16 protein-coding genes are annotated in these 17911 nt (G+C 38.8%); 11 read left to right on the forward strand and 5 right to left on the reverse strand.

All coding sequences use genetic code 11. From position 1 onward, the window contains the following. Nucleotides 1–2 precede the first annotated feature (2 nt). Nucleotides 3–1919, reverse strand: a complete 1917-nt coding sequence (gene acs / locus ACFOSX_RS12875) for an acetate--CoA ligase (protein WP_386101866.1) — start codon at nt 1917–1919, stop codon at nt 3–5. A gap of 2 nt (nt 1920–1921) precedes the next feature. Further along, nucleotides 1922–3304 carry an alanine/glycine:cation symporter family protein gene (locus ACFOSX_RS12880; RefSeq protein WP_386101869.1) on the reverse strand — a complete coding sequence of 461 codons (1383 nt, stop codon included), beginning with the start codon at nt 3302–3304 and terminating at the stop codon, nt 1922–1924. Between the two features lie 96 nt (nt 3305–3400). Here ACFOSX_RS12880 and ACFOSX_RS12885 point away from each other — a divergent pair, with 96 nt between their 5' ends. Together ACFOSX_RS12885 and ACFOSX_RS12890 are read left to right on the forward strand one after the other, a co-directional pair. Continuing rightward, the gene (locus ACFOSX_RS12885; RefSeq protein ID WP_386101872.1) at nt 3401–4510 is read left to right on the forward strand and encodes a heparan-alpha-glucosaminide N-acetyltransferase domain-containing protein; all 1110 of its coding nucleotides are present in this window, start codon (nt 3401–3403) and stop codon (nt 4508–4510) included. Nucleotides 4511–4512: 2 nt separating this feature from the next. Next, nucleotides 4513–5406, forward strand: coding sequence for an alpha/beta hydrolase (locus ACFOSX_RS12890; RefSeq protein WP_386101875.1), 894 nt, complete (start codon nt 4513–4515; stop codon nt 5404–5406). A 324-nt stretch (nt 5407–5730) separates the two neighbouring features. Here ACFOSX_RS12890 and ACFOSX_RS12895 read toward each other — a convergent pair whose 3' ends face one another. Next, nucleotides 5731–6225, reverse strand: a complete 495-nt coding sequence (locus ACFOSX_RS12895; protein WP_386101878.1) for a hypothetical protein — start codon at nt 6223–6225, stop codon at nt 5731–5733. 231 nt (nt 6226–6456) lie between these two features. Here ACFOSX_RS12895 and ACFOSX_RS12900 point away from each other — a divergent pair, with 231 nt between their 5' ends. Together ACFOSX_RS12900 and ACFOSX_RS12905 are read left to right on the forward strand one after the other, a co-directional pair. Further along, a complete protein-coding gene (locus tag ACFOSX_RS12900) occupies nt 6457–9303 on the forward strand; it encodes an ATP-binding protein (protein WP_386101881.1) in 2847 nt (948 codons plus the stop codon). A gap of 5 nt (nt 9304–9308) precedes the next feature. Then, complete coding sequence (locus ACFOSX_RS12905; RefSeq protein WP_386101884.1) at nt 9309–9884, forward strand: diheme cytochrome c-553; 576 nt, start codon at nt 9309–9311, stop codon at nt 9882–9884. Here ACFOSX_RS12905 and ACFOSX_RS12910 read toward each other — a convergent pair whose 3' ends face one another. Both ACFOSX_RS12910 and ACFOSX_RS12915 read right to left on the reverse strand, forming a co-directional pair. Beyond that, the gene (locus ACFOSX_RS12910; RefSeq protein ID WP_386101989.1) at nt 9885–10841 is read right to left on the reverse strand and encodes a phosphoribosylaminoimidazolesuccinocarboxamide synthase; all 957 of its coding nucleotides are present in this window, start codon (nt 10839–10841) and stop codon (nt 9885–9887) included. It abuts the gene before it with no gap. A gap of 133 nt (nt 10842–10974) precedes the next feature. After that, entirely contained in the window at nt 10975–11928 is a 954-nt protein-coding gene (locus tag ACFOSX_RS12915; protein ID WP_386101887.1) for a PhoH family protein, read from the reverse strand. 101 nt (nt 11929–12029) lie between these two features. On the opposite strand from ACFOSX_RS12915, the gene ACFOSX_RS12920 reads away from it, so the two are divergent. The 7 genes from ACFOSX_RS12920 to ACFOSX_RS12950 all read left to right on the forward strand — a co-directional run bounded on the left by ACFOSX_RS12920 (nt 12030) and on the right by ACFOSX_RS12950 (nt 17840). After that, nucleotides 12030–12866, forward strand: coding sequence for an SAM hydrolase/SAM-dependent halogenase family protein (locus ACFOSX_RS12920; protein ID WP_386101890.1), 837 nt, complete (start codon nt 12030–12032; stop codon nt 12864–12866). Nucleotides 12867–12928: 62 nt separating this feature from the next. Beyond that, the gene (locus ACFOSX_RS12925) at nt 12929–13225 is read left to right on the forward strand and encodes a putative quinol monooxygenase (RefSeq protein ID WP_386101992.1); all 297 of its coding nucleotides are present in this window, start codon (nt 12929–12931) and stop codon (nt 13223–13225) included. Further along, the gene (gldF, locus tag ACFOSX_RS12930; RefSeq protein WP_386101893.1) at nt 13225–13941 is read left to right on the forward strand and encodes a gliding motility-associated ABC transporter permease subunit GldF; all 717 of its coding nucleotides are present in this window, start codon (nt 13225–13227) and stop codon (nt 13939–13941) included. Before ACFOSX_RS12925 ends, gldF begins: the two co-directional genes overlap by 1 nt. Continuing rightward, nucleotides 13938–14435, forward strand: a complete 498-nt coding sequence (locus tag ACFOSX_RS12935; RefSeq protein ID WP_386101896.1) for a hypothetical protein — start codon at nt 13938–13940, stop codon at nt 14433–14435. The genes gldF and ACFOSX_RS12935 overlap by 4 nt, the downstream gene beginning before the upstream one ends. Beyond that, nucleotides 14425–16092, forward strand: a complete 1668-nt coding sequence (gldG, locus tag ACFOSX_RS12940) for a gliding motility-associated ABC transporter substrate-binding protein GldG (RefSeq protein ID WP_386101899.1) — start codon at nt 14425–14427, stop codon at nt 16090–16092. Before ACFOSX_RS12935 ends, gldG begins: the two co-directional genes overlap by 11 nt. 97 nt (nt 16093–16189) lie before the next feature. Continuing rightward, on the forward strand, nt 16190–17308 hold the full coding sequence (gene dnaN / locus ACFOSX_RS12945) for a DNA polymerase III subunit beta (protein ID WP_386101902.1): 1119 nt from the start codon (nt 16190–16192) through the stop codon (nt 17306–17308). 331 nt (nt 17309–17639) lie between these two features. Continuing rightward, a complete protein-coding gene (locus ACFOSX_RS12950; protein WP_386101905.1) occupies nt 17640–17840 on the forward strand; it encodes a hypothetical protein in 201 nt (66 codons plus the stop codon). The last annotated feature ends 71 nt before the right edge of the window (nt 17841–17911 follow it).

A 17911-nucleotide genomic window follows, 5' to 3' on the forward strand; every position in this document is an offset into this window, starting at 1 on the left:
TTTCAAAGAATAGCTTTGGATTCCTCAATGATGCTTTCCACGACTTCAGGATTGAGAAGCGTACTGATATCCCCCAATTGGTCGGTCTCTTGGCAGGCAATTTTTCGGAGTATACGTCGCATGATTTTACCAGACCGTGTTTTAGGCAAACCTGCAGAAAACTGGATTTTTTCCAACTTTGCAATCGGGCCAATTCTATCGGTAATCAATTGATTGATTTCTTTACGCAAATTATCATGATTTCTGCTTTCGCCTGAATCTTTTAATGTCACATAACCATACAAGGCATTACCTTTTATATCATGCGGAAAACCGACAATTGCCGATTCTGCCACAGCTTGGTGCTCGTTTATGGCATCTTCAATAGGGGCGGTTCCTAAATTATGCCCAGATACAATAATTACATCATCAACACGACCGGTAATTCTGTAATACCCTACTTCATCACGCAAGGCACCATCACCCGTAAAGTACATGTTTTTAAATGCTGAAAAGTATGTGTCACGATACCGCTCATGATTTCCCCAAATGGTCCTAGCCATAGACGGCCATGGGAATTTTATACACAAGCGACCCTGAACTTGATTCTCAGTTAGTTCCTTTGAATTTTCATCCATCAATGCTGGTTGAATACCAATAAACGGCAAAGTGGCATAAGTTGGCTTTGTTGGCGTTGCATATGGTATAGGAGTTATCATTATGCCTCCTGTTTCGGTTTGCCACCAGGTATCTACGATAGGACTCTTATTGTTCCCAACATTATCATTATACCAATGCCAAGCTTCTTCATTGATAGGTTCACCAACAGTTCCCAAAATTTTTAGGGTTGATAAATCATAATCCTTTAACCAAGAAGTTCCTTGTTTTGCCAAAGCCCTAATTGCTGTTGGTGCCGTGTAAAACTGATTGACTTTATGTTTTTGAACGATATCCCAAAATCGACCGTAATCAGGATGACTTGGAACACCTTCAAACATAACACTCGTAGCACCATTGGCCAATGGTCCGTAGACGATATAGCTATGGCCTGTAATCCAGCCTATATCTGCTGTACACCAATATATATCGTCTTCGGTATATTGAAACACATTTTTGAAGGTGTAGGCCGTATAAATCATATACCCTGCCGTTGTATGTAACATGCCCTTTGGCTTTCCTGTTGAACCGGATGTATATAATATGAACAAAGGGTCTTCCGCTTCCATCACCTCTGCCTTAAAATCTTGGTAGGCTTCATCTAAAAGTGGTTGTAACCACTGGTCTCTACCCGCTTTCATATTGATGTCGGATTGAATGCGTTTCGCCACGAGTACAGTTTTTACAGACTCACAATCCTCCAATGCCTCATCCACAATGCCTTTTAAATCAATGGTTTTTGCGCCACGGTATGCACCGTCTGAAGTAATGACCATTTTGGCATCGCAGTCATTAATTCGGGATGAGAGTGCAGACGAAGAAAACCCTGCAAAAACCACAGAATGTATAGCTCCAATCCGTGCGCAGGCCAAAACGGAAACAGTCAATTCGGGTATCATCGGTAAGTAAATACAAACCCTATCCCCTTTTTGTATGCCTTGGTCTTTTAAGACATTCGCGAATTTGCAAACACGAGCATGAAGCTGTTTGTAGGTAATGTGCTCTGCATCTTCATTTGGGTCGTTTGGCTCAAATAAAATAGCCGTTTTAATGCCACGGTTGGCCAAATGCCTATCCAAACAGTTTTCTGTGATGTTGAGTTGAGCGCCTTCAAACCACTTGACTTCGGGTTTTGAGAAATCCCATTCTAAAACGGAATCCCATTTCTTATGCCAGACAAAATGTTCCTCTGCGATTTCTTCCCAAAAGATTTCAGGTTGATTTATGGACTTTTTATAAACTTGAAAGTACTCTTCAAAATTTTTAATATGGTATTGACTCATAATTAGAGGTCGTTTTTGTTCTTCAATTTGGTAAAATAGGTTTTTGATGCTTCAAGCACTTTAGGCGCTAAAATCAATGTGGCAATCATCGTTGGAATGGCCATAAAAGCGAAAACACCATCGATAAAATTAATCATAGCATCGAAATCCGTCGTTGAAGCAATGATAATACTCCCGATGTAAAATACATTATACCATTTTTGACGCTTCACCCCGAATATGAATGACATACATTTTGTTCCGTAATACGAATAGGAAAATAAAGACGAGACGCTAAACACAAACACGCAAATCATCAGCAAGTACTTACCGTAGCCAGGCATGGCCGAGTCAAAGGCAGAAGCAGTTAAGGTAACACCATTATCCGCTGTACTTTCCCAAACACCTGTCACTAAAATAGCCAAAGCTGTCAGTGTACAAACGATTAAAGTATCAATAGCTGGTCCTAGCATGGCGACTAAACCTTCTCGCACAGGTTCGTCGGTTTTAGCGGCGCCATGCGCCATTGGTGCCGTACCAATACCAGCTTCGTTAGAGAATGCTCCTCTACGAATACCCAATAAAATCAAACCGCCTAAAACGCCTCCAAGAAAAGCATCTCCTTCATAAAAATTGGCTGAAAAGGCATCTGTAAATATGAGCATGAAATATTTTGGCACCTCTTCAATATGTAATCCCAAAATCACCAAAACCAAAATAAAATACAGAGCCACCATAGACGGCACCATTTTACTTGCGATTTTGCTGATACGATTCAAACCGCCAACAATAACAATAGTGGTTACTACAACCAGAATACCTGCAATAATTAAATTGGTTTTTAAACTGACATCGACACCATTCGGGATTAATACAATATCATTTATGGCTTGTTTTAATTGATTGACATTAACAACCGGCAATGCGCCCATCATCCCAAATACACTAAACATCACGGCCAAAGGCTTCCAGTTTTTCCCAAGACCTTCCACAATAAAATACATAGGCCCGCCTTGTATTTTGCCTTCACTGTCCTTACCACGGTACAATACTGCCAAGGTGGATGTGAAAAACTTTGTAGACATACCAACAATAGCGCTTATCCACATCCAGAACATAGCACCAGGACCTCCAACTGAAATTGCTAAAGCAACGCCTGCAATATTCCCCATACCAATAGTTGAGGCTAACGCTGTACTTAAGGCTTGAAAATGAGAAATCTCCCCTGGGTCATTTGGGTTGTCATACTTTCCGCGGAGCACGTTCAAGGCGTGACCCAAATAGCGAAAGCTTAAAAATTTAGAACGAATCAATAAATACAATCCGCCACCTATCAATAAAATCAGTAAATGCAGTCCCCATGCAAACCCTGAAAAGTCAGACATGGCTTGGTTTAATGCTTCCAAATTAGCTAGTTTATGCCATAAATATAATTCATACTTAAAACCTATTTGAACCTTTTCTTAAAATAATCTTAAATTGCGCTGACCAAGTACTAACTTTTGCAAACCAAACGTCTTTATTTTATAGATGCCGTCCGCGCATTTGCCATCCTAATGATGTTGCAGGGTCATTTTGTTGACACACTTTTGGCGCCCGAATATAGAGACACCAATAGCCTTGTCTATAATACATGGTCGTACTTCAGGGGGATTACAGCGCCGACGTTTTTTACCATTTCAGGATTGATTTTCACATATTTATTGATTCGTGCGAAGGAAAAAGGACAAGAAAGCCTTAGGATTAGAAAAGGTTTACAACGCGGACTTATGCTAATTGCCATTGGATATCTGCTCAGGATTCCTTTTTTGCAGTGGTTTATTGGCGAATTCAACACCTATTTTTTAGTCGTAGATGTGTTGCAATGCATTGGCTTATCATTGATTCTCATTATTGTATTGTACGTTCTGTGTCTTCGGAATATTTTGGTGTTTTCTATCTTATGTTTCGTCTTAGGCATTTTAATTTTCCTGTCTGAACCGCTCTATCGCAATTTGAATATCGATGGAATTCCTTTGGTGTTTTCAAACTATATTTCGAAAGAAAACGGTTCTATTTTTACCATTATTCCATGGTTTGGCTATATGGCATTTGGCGGATATTTGGCGACAGCCTTTTATCGACATATCGAAAAATCGAAATTCAAACCCGTTACTGTAATTAGCTTTTTGGTTGTCGGCTATCTCTTAATGGAGTGGTCGTCTTACGGTTTGAATAAACTCTATTATGCTACAGAGATTGAGCTGTTTCAAAAATCCGCTAACTATAATTATCTCTTTACCAGATTGGGTAATGTCTTTATTTATTTTGGCTTGTTTTATGGGTTGGAACGTTTCCTGAAGAAAACCCTTATTCTAAAAATTGGCCAAAAGACATTATCTATTTACGTGATTCATTTCATTATTATTTATGGAAGTTTTACAGGATTTGGGCTCAATAGACTCATCGGAAAGACCTTAGAACCATACGAAGCAGTACTTGGCGCCATTCTTTTTCTCGTTACAGTGTGTACCATATCGTTTCACTATGTAAAAACAAATGCCTTCGTATATTCGCATGTACGGCGACTCTGGGATAAACTGAAAGGTCTGCCTGAAAAATCGACAGACTAAGCATGAAATTTTTCCAACTTACACTACTCTTACTTTTAGCACCTTTTGTTTCAGCGCAAACTCTATATCTCGATGATTCATTTAGCGAAATTGAAGTATCCACGCATACCTACCAAAAAAAGAAAAAAGATAGCTTTCAACTCGATTTCTATAGACCTAAAACGACTTCTGAAAAATTACCTTTGTTGCTTTACGTACACGGTGGTGGTTTTTCGGGCGGACAACGAGACGACCCCAATTCTGTAGAGTTTGCCACCAAAATGGCGAAGAAAGGTTATGCAGTCATTTCTATGTCGTACGAATTGACCATGAAAAAATTAGGCTTTGGATGCGATACAAAAACCGAAAAAAAGATTGAAGCCTTTGATAGTGTTGCAGATGATATTGTTTCTGCCATAAATTACATTTTAAAGGAAGATAAAGTTTTCAATATCAACAAAGACCAAATTGTCTTAGCCGGAACAAGTGCTGGTGCAGAAGCTGTATTGCATTTGGTTTACGTAAAACAAAAGACGGATTTACCACGGAAATTTCAATTTGCTGGCGTTATTGGTATGGCTGGTGCTATTATTGGTTTAGAAAATCTTAATACTGAAACGGCTATCCCAACCCAACTGTTTCATGGTACCAATGACAATTTGGTTCCCTATCATATTGCTTCGCATCATTATTGTAGTCCAGATGATAAGGGTTATATGATGCTATATGGGTCTCGCGCTATAGCCGACAAACTAAAAGGTTTAGGAAAATCGTATTTCTTATTCTCCATCAACGGTGGAACGCACAGCTGGTCTGGCTTACCGATGCGTCGCTGTATTGCTGAAGTCACCGACTTCCTTTATTATGACGTCTTACAAAAAAGCAATCGGCAGACGGAGCGCGTTATTGGGCTTTAAATTCAACCCTTCCGTCTTGATCACGTTTAGGCGCGATGAATCCACCTTCCCTAAAAAAGGGAAGGAATTTACTCTCATTAAAAATTTTAACCAAATAATCTCTTATTCTCCTCCTTTAAAAGGAGGAGTACTTTCATACGCCAATAAGCGGGTGAAAGGGAGGTGGTTAATTTTAATAATTTCTGCAAATCATCAATAATTGAACTTGATTCCGATATACTTTTTTTTGAAATGACGTTATTTCAAAATTTATATAAAAATAAAGCCAGCAGTCATTACAACGTACCGGCTTCATTCAACATGATTAATAGCTTCTTTAATATTTTAATCGCCAATCGCTGGATTAAACATGGCGAAAACTCCATCTGGATTTTCCAAAACCGTCCACACGTGCAACTGCCATTGGCCTAAGTCCTCGCGCCAGTGCCACTCATCTTCTGAGCCAGTAAAACCTTCAGGTGGATTACCTGGATTGTCAGGGTCTTCTGGTAAAACGGCATACTCTACAGCTACCATTTGCATTACGCCGTTATCATCTGGGACGTAGAGAATGACTTCTGGATTTAGTAAATCGAACGTAGTATCGATTATCGCCGGATTAATATAGTGGTGTCCCATATTCGGCACATATCCCGAAGCATCGAATCGACCTTCGTTTGTAGCAACGTTTACATTTGAATAAGATTCGGTAACCTGAGCAACCTGATTGACCTCCAACTCCCAAGCTTCTGGCATAGGTGTATTGTCATCATCGTTAGAACATCCGAAGAGGAAAAATGTAGAAATAAATAAGGTTAATAGTCGAGAAAATATTTTCATAAGGCTTTGATTTTTTAAGATGTTCAAATTTGAAGATTCTAAGACCCCAGCATCAAAAGACCTGTTGCAAGATTTAACAAATTCATCCCGTAATCCCACTAATAGTATCAATTGCAACCCTACAGTTAATGCATGAAACATAAGTGTCAACGCCCTTTTTATATTTTTCAAATATTTGTAAAAGAACCAATTGCAATAATTATTATCTTTTAACAATAGAAAGCCAGCAACATGAAACAGCTTGTTTCCATCCTATTCATTTTCATATTAAATCTAAATGCTTTTGCCCAAGAGGTTTATGAAATTGATGCAAGATATCCTGTTCATGATTTAAGTTCACATTTAAGAATTTATAAGGATTCTACGGCTAATTTAACTATAGACAAATTACTCAACGACTCTAGTTTAAAGAGCATCGCAGGAGATGAGGTGCCGTTTTATTTAGAAAGGCACACGACATATTGGGGAAAGATTAATCTTAAAGCCACAGAACAACTTAAAGATTGGGCGCTTCATTTTGAAGACCGACACATTGGTCCGCCAGCATGGACTAAAAGCAATGGAAAAATTGATGTTTACGGCTTTGTGGATGGCCAACAGATATTTCATAAAAAATCGGGGGTGGAATATTCAAAATCAGAACGTGATACTAAAGCTCACTGGGCTCTAAATCAAGTAAGCCTTAGTAATTTGCCTACAAACGACGTTGTTACTATCATCATAAAAGTTCAAAGTAATAAAATGGGCTATCCGGCGTATTTCAATTTAACGGCCAGAAGTCCGGAGCAACCATTTTACCATGAGTTATTTGGCTTTCAGCGTAGTTTTAATATGTTTTTATTTGGGGTTGCCTTTATCATATTTCTTTACCACGTCTTACAGTACATTTATTTTAAAGACAAAGTTTTCCTTTGGTTTACCATTTGGTTGGGCTTCTGTACCTTGACCCAGGCCATGACCATAGGTCTTATTTTGGGAACCATCAGCTCTAATCGTTTTACATTTTGGGCTTTGATTGCTCACGGTATTTTTTACTCTTGGTGGTTTTTCGGTCGCGCATTTATCAACTCTAAAACGAAATTCCCGAAGGCAGATAAAATCATGCTCGGCTTGGCCATCTTTGTTTTTCTTGAGGTTTTTATCCTTGCGCTTCTTCCAATAATAACAGATTACAAGCCACATTTTTTAGGGTTCAAGCTTCACTATTTTATAATGAATCTATACTCTTTTGCGAGTCTTGGCCTTTCGATTTATTTTTTCACAAGACAAGATAAATTTGCCCGTTACTTTGGCTTCGGCTCTATCATCGCCTCTACATTTCTTATTATTGGAACCCTGTGGTCGTTAGGTGTTCTTAACCTTATTCGGTATTTCGACCCGTTTGCTGTAGGTGTTTTTCTTCAGATTATTATTTACTCCTTTGGCATTGCATACAGGCGACAAGTCATCAATAAAACTAATGAAACAGACAAACTCAACGCCCAGAAAACTTATGCCGAGATGCAACGTGTGAAGGATTTAGACGATGTAAAATCGAAATTTTTTGCCAATATCAGTCATGAATTACGAACGCCGTTATCCCTCATTTCCGGTCCGCTCCATTTTTCAAAACGGAATCAATCTGAACAACAGCAAGACGTTACCATAAGCCGTAAATCATATGACGTTATTTCTAACAATGTGGAACGTCTTCAGGATTTGATTGATCAATTATTGGAATTATCCCGATTGGAAAGCGGAAAGGTGCATTTAAATTTGAAACAAGGTGGTCTCATTCAATTTTTAAAATCCATCATTTTTTCGTTTGAAAGTATGTCTGAACGTTTGAATATTGGATTGAATACCAGCTTTCCTGAAGAACAACACCAAGCCTTTTACGACCGTGATAAACTCGAAAAAATTGTGAGCAATCTGCTCTCTAATGCTTTTAAGTATTCCAACAATGGAGGCATGGTTACTGTCGCCGTAGGCGTAAGTAAAAGTCACCTAACCCTAAAGATTACGGACACTGGTAATGGAATTTCAGAAAAAGATATAGCACGTATTTTCGACCGTTTTTATCGTGTTGAAGGCTCGGAAACCAAAGGGTCTGGCATCGGCCTGGCCTTGACCAAGGAGTTGGTTGATATTTATAACGGCCAAATTAGTGTGGATAGCCGATTGGGTGAAGGCACAACTTTTAAAGTGCGATTACCGTTTACCTTAAATCACTTGCCAGAAGCCATTTCCGTTGTCAATAACGAAAAAACGGTTGATTATTCTGAAACAACGATAAATGATATTCTTCCTGAAATTACATCCGAAGAAACAAAAACTGAAAGTCCTTCAGATGTCAATAAGCCTCTAGCCCTTATCGTTGAAGACAATAGCGACCTCAATGCCTTTATATCGCAAATCTTAAAACCGCATTACAGATTACTCAATGCCGAAAACGGTTTACAAGGCGAGCGGATGGCTATGGAACATATTCCGGATATCATTTTTACGGACGTTATGATGCCAAAAAAAGATGGTTTCGAACTTTGTAACGCTTTAAAAAATAATAGTAAAACCAGTCATATCCCTATTGTGATGCTCACAGCTAAGGCAGGGCAATCCAATAAAATGGAAGGGCTGTCTCAAGGAGCGGATGCTTATGTGGTTAAGCCATTTCAACCTGAGGAGCTTCTCGTACGCGCCAGCAATCTTATTGCTAACAGACGTAAGGTTTGGGAGCAGTTTCAAAATTCAGACTTAATAAGTCTAGATGCTGTGGATTTGGCGCAATTAGATAATACTTTTTTACAGAAAGTCGCCCATAGTATTAGCGAGAATTTAGATAATGAAACCTTTTCAATTGAGGACTTGGCGTCTGCCGTTGGCTTTAGTCGCTCGCAATTACACCGAAAATTGAAGGCCTTAACTAATAAATCCGCAAATCAGATTGTTGTAGAAATGCGTTTGAATAAAGCCCATGAAATGCTCATCCAAAAGAAAGGTAGCGTTTCTGAAATTGCATACAGCGTCGGCTATACCAACCTCTCTTATTTTACGAAAAGCTTTAAGGAAAAATTCGGGTTATTGCCGAGTAAACTCTAGTCATTATGAAAACCAACTACATTTTTATTTTGCTATGCGCTTTCTTGTTTAATTGCGAAAACAACAAGAAATCCACCGAAAACTACGAAGAAACGGTATCGGTCACTAAAGCAGATACATCCATAGAACATGGAAAGTATTTGGTAACGTTAATGGACTGCAATACCTGCCATACGCCAAAGGTCATGACAGAGCAAGGCCCGAAATTCGATATGTCTAGAATGCTTTCTGGCTATCCTGAAAACAGGCCCTTACCACAATTTGATTCGGAAGTCACCAAACAAGGCGTTTTGTTTCCGCATCCGGATTTAACGGCAACTATGGGGCCTTGGGGTATATCATTTACGGGGAATTTAACTCCAGACGATACAGGAATGGGCACTTGGAGTTTAGAACAATTTAAAATCGCGATGACACAAGGAAAGTTTAAAGGTTTGGAAGGCAGTCGAATGCTGTTGCCTCCAATGCCTTGGGAATCTTATGCAAGTTTAACAGATGCTGATTTAGAAGCGATTTTTAACTATTTGAAATCTATTCCGGCCATTGAGAATGCGGTGCCTGGGCCTCTTGCGCCTGAATAATTAGGGCGCTAGATATTCCAAAACATTCGCTTCTATCCTCGATTGAATATCTGACACATCAGCCTTCACAAAAGTCTCTCCCGTAATATTCTCGTAGAGTTCTATATAGCGCTCGCTTACGGATTCAATATAATCATCAGTCATGTGGGGTACGGTCTGTCCTTCTAAACCTTGAAAGCCATTTGCAATCAACCATTGACGTACAAATTCCTTGGAGAGTTGCTTTTGCGCTTCGCCCCTATCTTGGCGTTCTTGATAGCCGTCTGCATAGAAATATCGCGATGAATCTGGTGTATGGATTTCATCTATCAGAACGATTTTACCGTCTTTGGTCTTCCCGAATTCATATTTGGTATCTACCAAAATCAGACCGCGCTTGGATGCGATTTCCGTTCCGCGCTGAAATAACTTTCTAGTGTAATCTTCTAAAATTACATAGTCTTCTTCAGACACAACACCACGCTTTAAAATATCCTCGCGTGAGATATCTTCATCATGGTCACCTTTTTCAGCTTTTGTTGCTGGCGTAATAATCGGTTCAGGAAACTTATCGTTTTCTTGCATCCCTTCTGGCATCGGCACTCCGCAAAGCATACGTTTTCCGGCTTTATATTCCCGTGACGCATGACCAGACATGTACCCACGTATCACCATTTCAACTTTAAAAGGTTCGCATAAATCACCAACAGCCACGTTTGGGTCTGGTGTTGCGACCAACCAATTTGGGACAATGTCTTCGGTATCCTTCATCATCTTTGTTGCAATCTGGTTGAGGATTTGACCTTTATAAGGAATTCCTTTTGGCATCACCACATCAAAAGCACTGAGCCTATCCGTGGCAATCATCACTAACTGCTCGTCATTGATGTTATAGACTTCCCTAACTTTTCCCTTGTAAACGCTTTTTTGGTTAGGAAAATTGAAATTGGTATCGGTTATGGTTTTTAGTTTCAAGATTGTCGTTTATCTGTTGATTTGTTTATTTGTCTTTACCATCAAGATTAATTGAGAATCGAGCTCATTTTCCCCTTCGGGGAAATCCTTCGGATTCAGTGTAACTAAATGTCCGCAGGACAATGGGGCTTCTCGTTTATTCCCTATTCTCAATACTCTTATAAGCCTCAATAATTTTCTTAACCAGCTTATGACGAATCACATCCTTATCATCCAAAAAGATAATCCCAACGCCTTCGGTATTTTTCAAAATAAGTAAGGCTTCCTTCAATCCTGAAATCGTTCGTCTTGGCAAATCAATCTGGCCTGGGTCACCTGTCAATAGGAACTTGGCGTTCTTTCCCATTCGAGTTAAAAACATCTTCATTTGGGCGTGTGTGGTGTTTTGGCCTTCATCCAATATAACAAAGGCATTGTCCAAGGTTCGTCCACGCATGAAGGCCAATGGCGCAATTTGAATGGTGCCGTTTTCAATATAATTTTCCAACTTTTCGGGTGGAATCATATCACGCAACGCATCATACAAGGGTTGCATGTAGGGGTCTAGCTTTTCCTTTAAATCACCTGGTAAAAAACCAAGGTTCTCTCCAGCTTCTACCGCAGGACGCGTTAAAATAATACGTTTGACTTCTTTATTCTTAAGCGCTCTTACCGCCAAAGCCACACCTGTATAGGTTTTTCCCGTTCCCGCAGGACCGATAGCAAAAACCATATCGTTTTTACGCATACTTTCTACCAACTTGCGTTGATTGGCGGTTTGGGCTTTAATTAATTTACCTCCGACGCCATGCACAATCACTTCACCACTTTGCTTGGATGTGGTGTAATCATCAGAACTTTGGCTAGTCAACACACGCTCAATGGAATTCTCATCCAATTTGTTGTATTTACCAAAATGCGTCATTAGCATTTCCATTCGGCGGTCAAATTCCTCGAGCAGGTCTTCATCGCCATAGGCCTTTATTTTGTTGCCTCTTGCTACGATTTTAAGTTTAGGGAAATACTTTTTTATAAGTTCAATATTGGCGTTCTGCGCGCCGAAGAATTCCTTCGGGGAGATTTCTTCAAGTTCTAGGATGATTTCGTTCAAAAGCTAAACTGATTTAGTGATAAGTTTTCTTAGTTTTGTGTCTAAACAAATCTAACAATTTTAAAAGACGCTCACTTAAAAAAATATCAACAAAGTAGCCAATGCCCATCATAACTTTAACGACCGATTTTGGAGAAAAAGACCACTTTGCTGGCGCTACTAAAGGGGCAATTTATAGCGAATTACCCGACGTCAAAATTGTAGATATTTCACATTCTGTATCGCCTTTTAACATCGCTGAGGCCTCTTACATTATCTTGAATGCTTACGCTAGTTTTCCAAAAGGCACCATTCATGTTATAGGTATTGATTCTGAGTTAAATCCTGAAAATAAGCATATTGCAGTACTTTTAGATGACCATTACTTTATATGTGCCAACAACGGTATTATGAGTATGATTTGTCAAGAAATTGCACCGACCAAGATTGTGGAAATCAACATTCATGATAAGGTGGAATCTAGTTTCCCGGTTTTGGATGTGTTTGTAAAAGTAGCCTGTCATATTGCTCGTGGTGGTACGCTCGAAGTCATCGGAAAAGTTATCAACACCATAAAGCCCATCAAAAATTTAGAGCCTTTTGTTAACGATGAGCAAAACCAAATTATTGGTTCTGTAATTTACATCGACAATTATGGCAATGTGGTGACCAACATCAAAAAGAAGTTTTTCGAAACGATACAAAAAACACGTTCGTTTGAGATTTCGGCTCGTAATTATAAGTTCAAGAAAATATATAGAAAGTATAGCGATTTGGTGAATTTTGATATCCCGATTGAAAAACGAGACGATGAAGGTCGTGGCTTGGTCGTATTTAGCGCGTCTGGCCATTTAGAAATCGCTGTTTATAAAAGTAACTGCGATAGTGTCGGTAGTGCTTCTTCCCTAATGGGATTAAAAGCTATGGATACGGTTACAGTAACATTTAATAAGGTGTGATGGAGAAGCGCGACCGAGAAACAGATAGAAATGAAGAAGTTTCCCGCTTGCGCGAGAAGAAGTTGTTAGTAAGAGTTGTAAAACTGAGTTTTAAACCTGAAGACATTGAGACATTCTTAGCTAATTTTGAAACCAATAAAGATAAAATCCGAAATTTTGAAGGCTGTGAGCATTTAGAGCTTTGGCAGGACGAATACAAGTCTAACCAATTTTTTACTTACAGCCATTGGGTTTCGGAAGACGCTCTAAATAATTACAGACAATCTGAATTATTTAAAAACGTTTGGTCTAAAACAAAACCTTTGTTCAACGCTAAGCCAGAGGCTTGGAGTGTACGTCAAAAAGCAATATTAGATTAATGTTTGCCATACTTAAAAAAGAGATAAACACCTTTTTTGCATCGCCAATCGGTTATTTGGTGATTGCCGTGTTCCTTATACTCAACGGTCTTTTTTTATGGGTTTTTAAGAACGAATTTAATATTCTGGATAATGGTTACGCAGATTTATCTACTTTCTTTCTATTGGCGCCTTGGATTCTGATTTTCCTCGTTCCAGCGGTTACGATGCGAAGCTTTAGTGATGAAAAAAAGCAAGGCACTTTAGAGTTATTATTAACGAAGCCTATCTCCCATTTTCAGATTGTACTTGGAAAATATTTTGGGGCTCTTGTTTTGATTCTTATTGCTTTAATACCAACACTACTCTATGTTTACACGGTTTACCAATTAGGGAATCCTATTGGTAATTTAGATATGGGCAGTACCTTGGGAAGCTATTTCGGGCTGTTGTTCTTAGCATCAGCTTACACATCCATCGGTGTATTTTCCTCAACGATTTCTGACAATCAGATTGTGGCTTTTTTGATTGCCATTTTTATCTGTTTCTTTTTCTATTTCGGGTTTGATGCACTATCAAATATCACAGACTTTTCTATAGAAGCCTTCGGCATGGAAAGCCATTTTAAAAGCATGAGTCGAGGGGTTTTAGATACGCGGGATTTATTATATTTTCTGAGTGTGACAGTATTTTTCCTGATTTGGACAACCCTAAACATTAAACATAGCGCAAAATGATAATTACACCTTTTTTGGTCATATTCATGTTGCTGGTTTTTGTCCTGCTTTATTTGTTTTTAAAAACGGTAGACCAACGAAAATGGCTGGTCTTTTTAATTAGTGTGGTCCTTACTCCCATTGTTTATTTCTATGTCTTTTATCCCTTTGTCAATATTGTGAGCTCTTACCATCATCAAAAATATTTTGATGCTGAAGCATGGTCCGAAGACCCTGCACTTCGTTATGAAATGATTGACCATACCGTGGAAAGCGACACGCTTATTAACCTTTCAAAACAACAGATTGAAGGTCTTTTGGGTAAAGCAGAATGGCTGACTTGGGATGACGCAAAAAAAGCTCATGACAATAACAAATGGAACTACGGATTGGGCATAGAACCTGGGGCTTTTACGTCTGAAAAAGAAAATGTGGAAATTACATTTAAAGACAATAAGGTCGCGAGCCTAAACATCTATCAACAACCCATTGAATTTGAAACGCGTGAAGAATAACAAACTCGTCATATTAGCCGTTAGTCTCATTGCAATTATACTTATCAATGTTGCAAGTGGTAGTCTCTACAAACGTTTCGATTTGACCAAAGATGGTCGCTACACCTTATCTGAAACGACTATCGAGCTCATAGAACAAGCCGATGTTCCGCTAATTATTGATGTTTTTTTGGAAGGCAATCTACCATCCGAATTCAGAATACTTCAATCTGAAACAAAATCCTTAATTGAAGAATTTCAATCCATAAATCCGCTGATTAAAGTCAATTATATTGACCCTTTGGAAGATGAAGCCAAAAGAGACTACTATATTTCAGAATTAACTAAAAGCGGTTTGGAACCTTATGTATTGAGCAGTAAGGAAAGTGGGAAAGTGAGTCAAGAATTGTTGTTTCCCTGGGCTTTTGCGAGTTATGATTTGGAAACCACCAAAGTACCTTTACTAAAACGAAACCTTACGGATGGTGAGCAAGACCAAATCACGAATTCCGTTCAAAATTTGGAATTTGCCTTTGCTGATGCCTTTAATACCATTTTGAAAGCAAAAGAGAAGAAAATCGCCGTGCTTAAAGGTAACGGGCAACTTCGGGATATTGAAACGGCCGATGCATTAACGGCCCTGGGAGCCAATTATAATCTGGCAGAATTTACTTTAGATTCTGTGGCGACCAATCCGGTAGGGACTTTAAAAGCGCTTTCAAATTTCGATTTAATCCTTTCCGCAAAACCAACCGAGCCTTTTACCGAAGAAGAAAAATTGGTGCTAGACCAATATACCATGCAAGGCGGAAAAAGCATTTGGTTTACCGAATCCATAATTATGGAAAAGGACAGCCTCATGAACGACAATGGCAATGCCGTGACCATTGCGCGCGATTTAAACCTGAATGATTTCTTCTTTAAATACGGCGTTCGTGTGAATCAAAATTTAGTAAAAGACCTTTACTCTGCACCTATTCCTCTGGCGTTTGGTGAAGGCAATAACACACAGTTTCAACCTGTGCAATGGACCTATTCGCCATTGGCTAATGCAGATACCATTCATCCGATTTCAAATAATATCAATTTGGTAAAGTTCGATTTTGCAAGTCAAATCGATACGCTAAAAAATGGTATTACAAAAACCGTACTCTTAAAATCATCCACAAAAACACAGTTACAAGGTGCTTTGCAAACCGTTTCCTTGCCTGGTCCTGGTCAGGATTTGGATGAAGCCAATTATAACGCTGGCATTCAAAATTTGGCCGTTTTATTAGAAGGTGAATTTAACAGTGTGTACAAAAATAGAGTGCTCCCGTTTCAATTGCCTGGCTATCTTTCCGACGGAAAACCTTCAAAAATAATCGTAGTTGGCGATGGCGATGTCATCAGGAATGAAGTCTCACTCAACAGACCGTTACAACTCGGTTTTGACCGCTTTACGGGCCGGACTTTTGGCAACAAGGAATTCCTGCTGAATGCTGTTAATTATTTGCTGGACGACTCCGGACTTATAAACATTAGAAGCAAATCCATTGAGGTCGCGTTTATGGATAGCGAACGTATTGAAGACGAAAAATCAACTTGGCAATTGGTTAATATAGTGTTGCCTTTACTTATTTTAGGATTGTTTGGCTTCCTTTTCAATCGTATTAGAAAACGGAAATACGCCCGATAAACACGGTAATTTTATCGTAAGATTTGTTGATAAGTTTGTTTTATAAAACCTAAGGTTTAAGATATATTTGTAAGACTTAATATTCTGATAATAACGTATGAAATTTATAGTATCAAGCACCTATCTACTGAAGCAATTGCAGGTTTTAGGTGGTGTCATTAACAACAGCAACACGCTTCCAATTCTCGATAATTTTTTATTTGAATTAAACCAATCTAAATTAACAGTTTCGGCTAGTGATTTGGAAACCACAATGGCGTCGACTATTGATGTTGAGAGTGATTCTGAAGGGTCTATAGCCCTGCCAGCACGTTTGTTATTGGATACATTAAAAACCTTTCCAGAGCAACCATTAACCTTTGTTGTAGAAGAGAACAATACAGTTGAAATCAGTTCTAACCATGGTAAATATGCCTTGGCGTATGCTGATGGTGCTGAGTTTCCAAAAGCAGTGGCTTTAGAAGACCCAAGCCGAACGACGGTAATGGGCGATATTTTAGCGAATGCTATTTCTAAAACCATCTTTGCCGCAGGCAATGATGATTTAAGACCCGTTATGAGTGGCGTGTTCTTTCAGTTTTCTGCTGACAACTTAACTTTTGTGGCTACCGATGCGCATAAGTTGGTAAAATATTCTAGAACAGATGTGACTGCCAACGAAACGGCAGAATTCATTATGCCAAAGAAGCCTTTGAATCTGTTGAAAGGCATTTTAGCGGGAAGTGAGGACGATGTTCTTATTGAATATAATGATTCCAATGCGAAGTTCGTGTTTAATAATTCTGAATTGATTTGCCGTTTAATCGATGGTAAGTACCCGAATTACGAAGCTGTTATTCCAAAGGAAAATCCTAATAAATTAACGATAGACCGCACGCAGTTCTTAAATTCAGTCCGTCGTGTGAGTATCTTCTCGAATAAAACTACACACCAAATCCGATTGAAAATCGCTGGTGCTGAATTAAATATTTCAGCAGAAGACATCGACTACAGCAACAAAGCCGAAGAGCGTTTAAGCTGTGATTACCAAGGTGATGATATGCAAATTGGCTTCAATTCACGTTTCCTAACCGAGATGATTAACAATCTTAGCTCTGATAATGTGCAGTTAGAAATGAGCTTGCCAAATCGTGCTGGGATTCTAACGCCAATCGACGGTTTAGATGAAGGCGAAGAAGTAACCATGTTGGTTATGCCAGTGATGCTTAATGGATAAAACCATTTTGAACAAAATTTAAAGTAAAGTCCAGACGATAAATGTCTGGACTTTTTTTGTTATGTCATTACGAGGAGCAAAGCGACGTGGTAATCTCTTCAAATTATACCAAATATTTAACAGATTGCCACATCTCGCTATGGCGAGATTCGCAATGACTCTTATTATACTTAAGGATAATTAAAAAATAAAGCATCATTACTAGGAGCGAAACCACCCAGTCATAGCTTTTGTCCTATGTAAATAAAAAATTTGCAATGACATAAATTGTATAATTACCACTCTATTCTTTTTTATCTATCTTTAATCAACTAACTAAAAAACCAATACAATGAACAAAACAGTAAAAACCGTATTACTCGTCGCAGGTGTCGTATTATTAGGCTATGGCATCTACACCATGGTTGTACCAGAAGCCTCTATGAGCGTCGGCCCATTAAGCGTAGAAGCACAAGACAATACCAATGCCTATATTACTATCGGACTTGGTGTCGTAGCGCTACTAGCGAGTTTGCTTGGTGGTAAGAAATAATTTAGGTGGCCTGAAAACTCTCAATTATCTGTTATACTGAATTTATTTCAGAATCTACACAAATTCTAATA

Source organism: Winogradskyella maritima, assembly GCF_042650215.1.
Taxonomy (GTDB): Bacteria; Bacteroidota; Bacteroidia; order Flavobacteriales; family Flavobacteriaceae; genus Winogradskyella; species Winogradskyella maritima.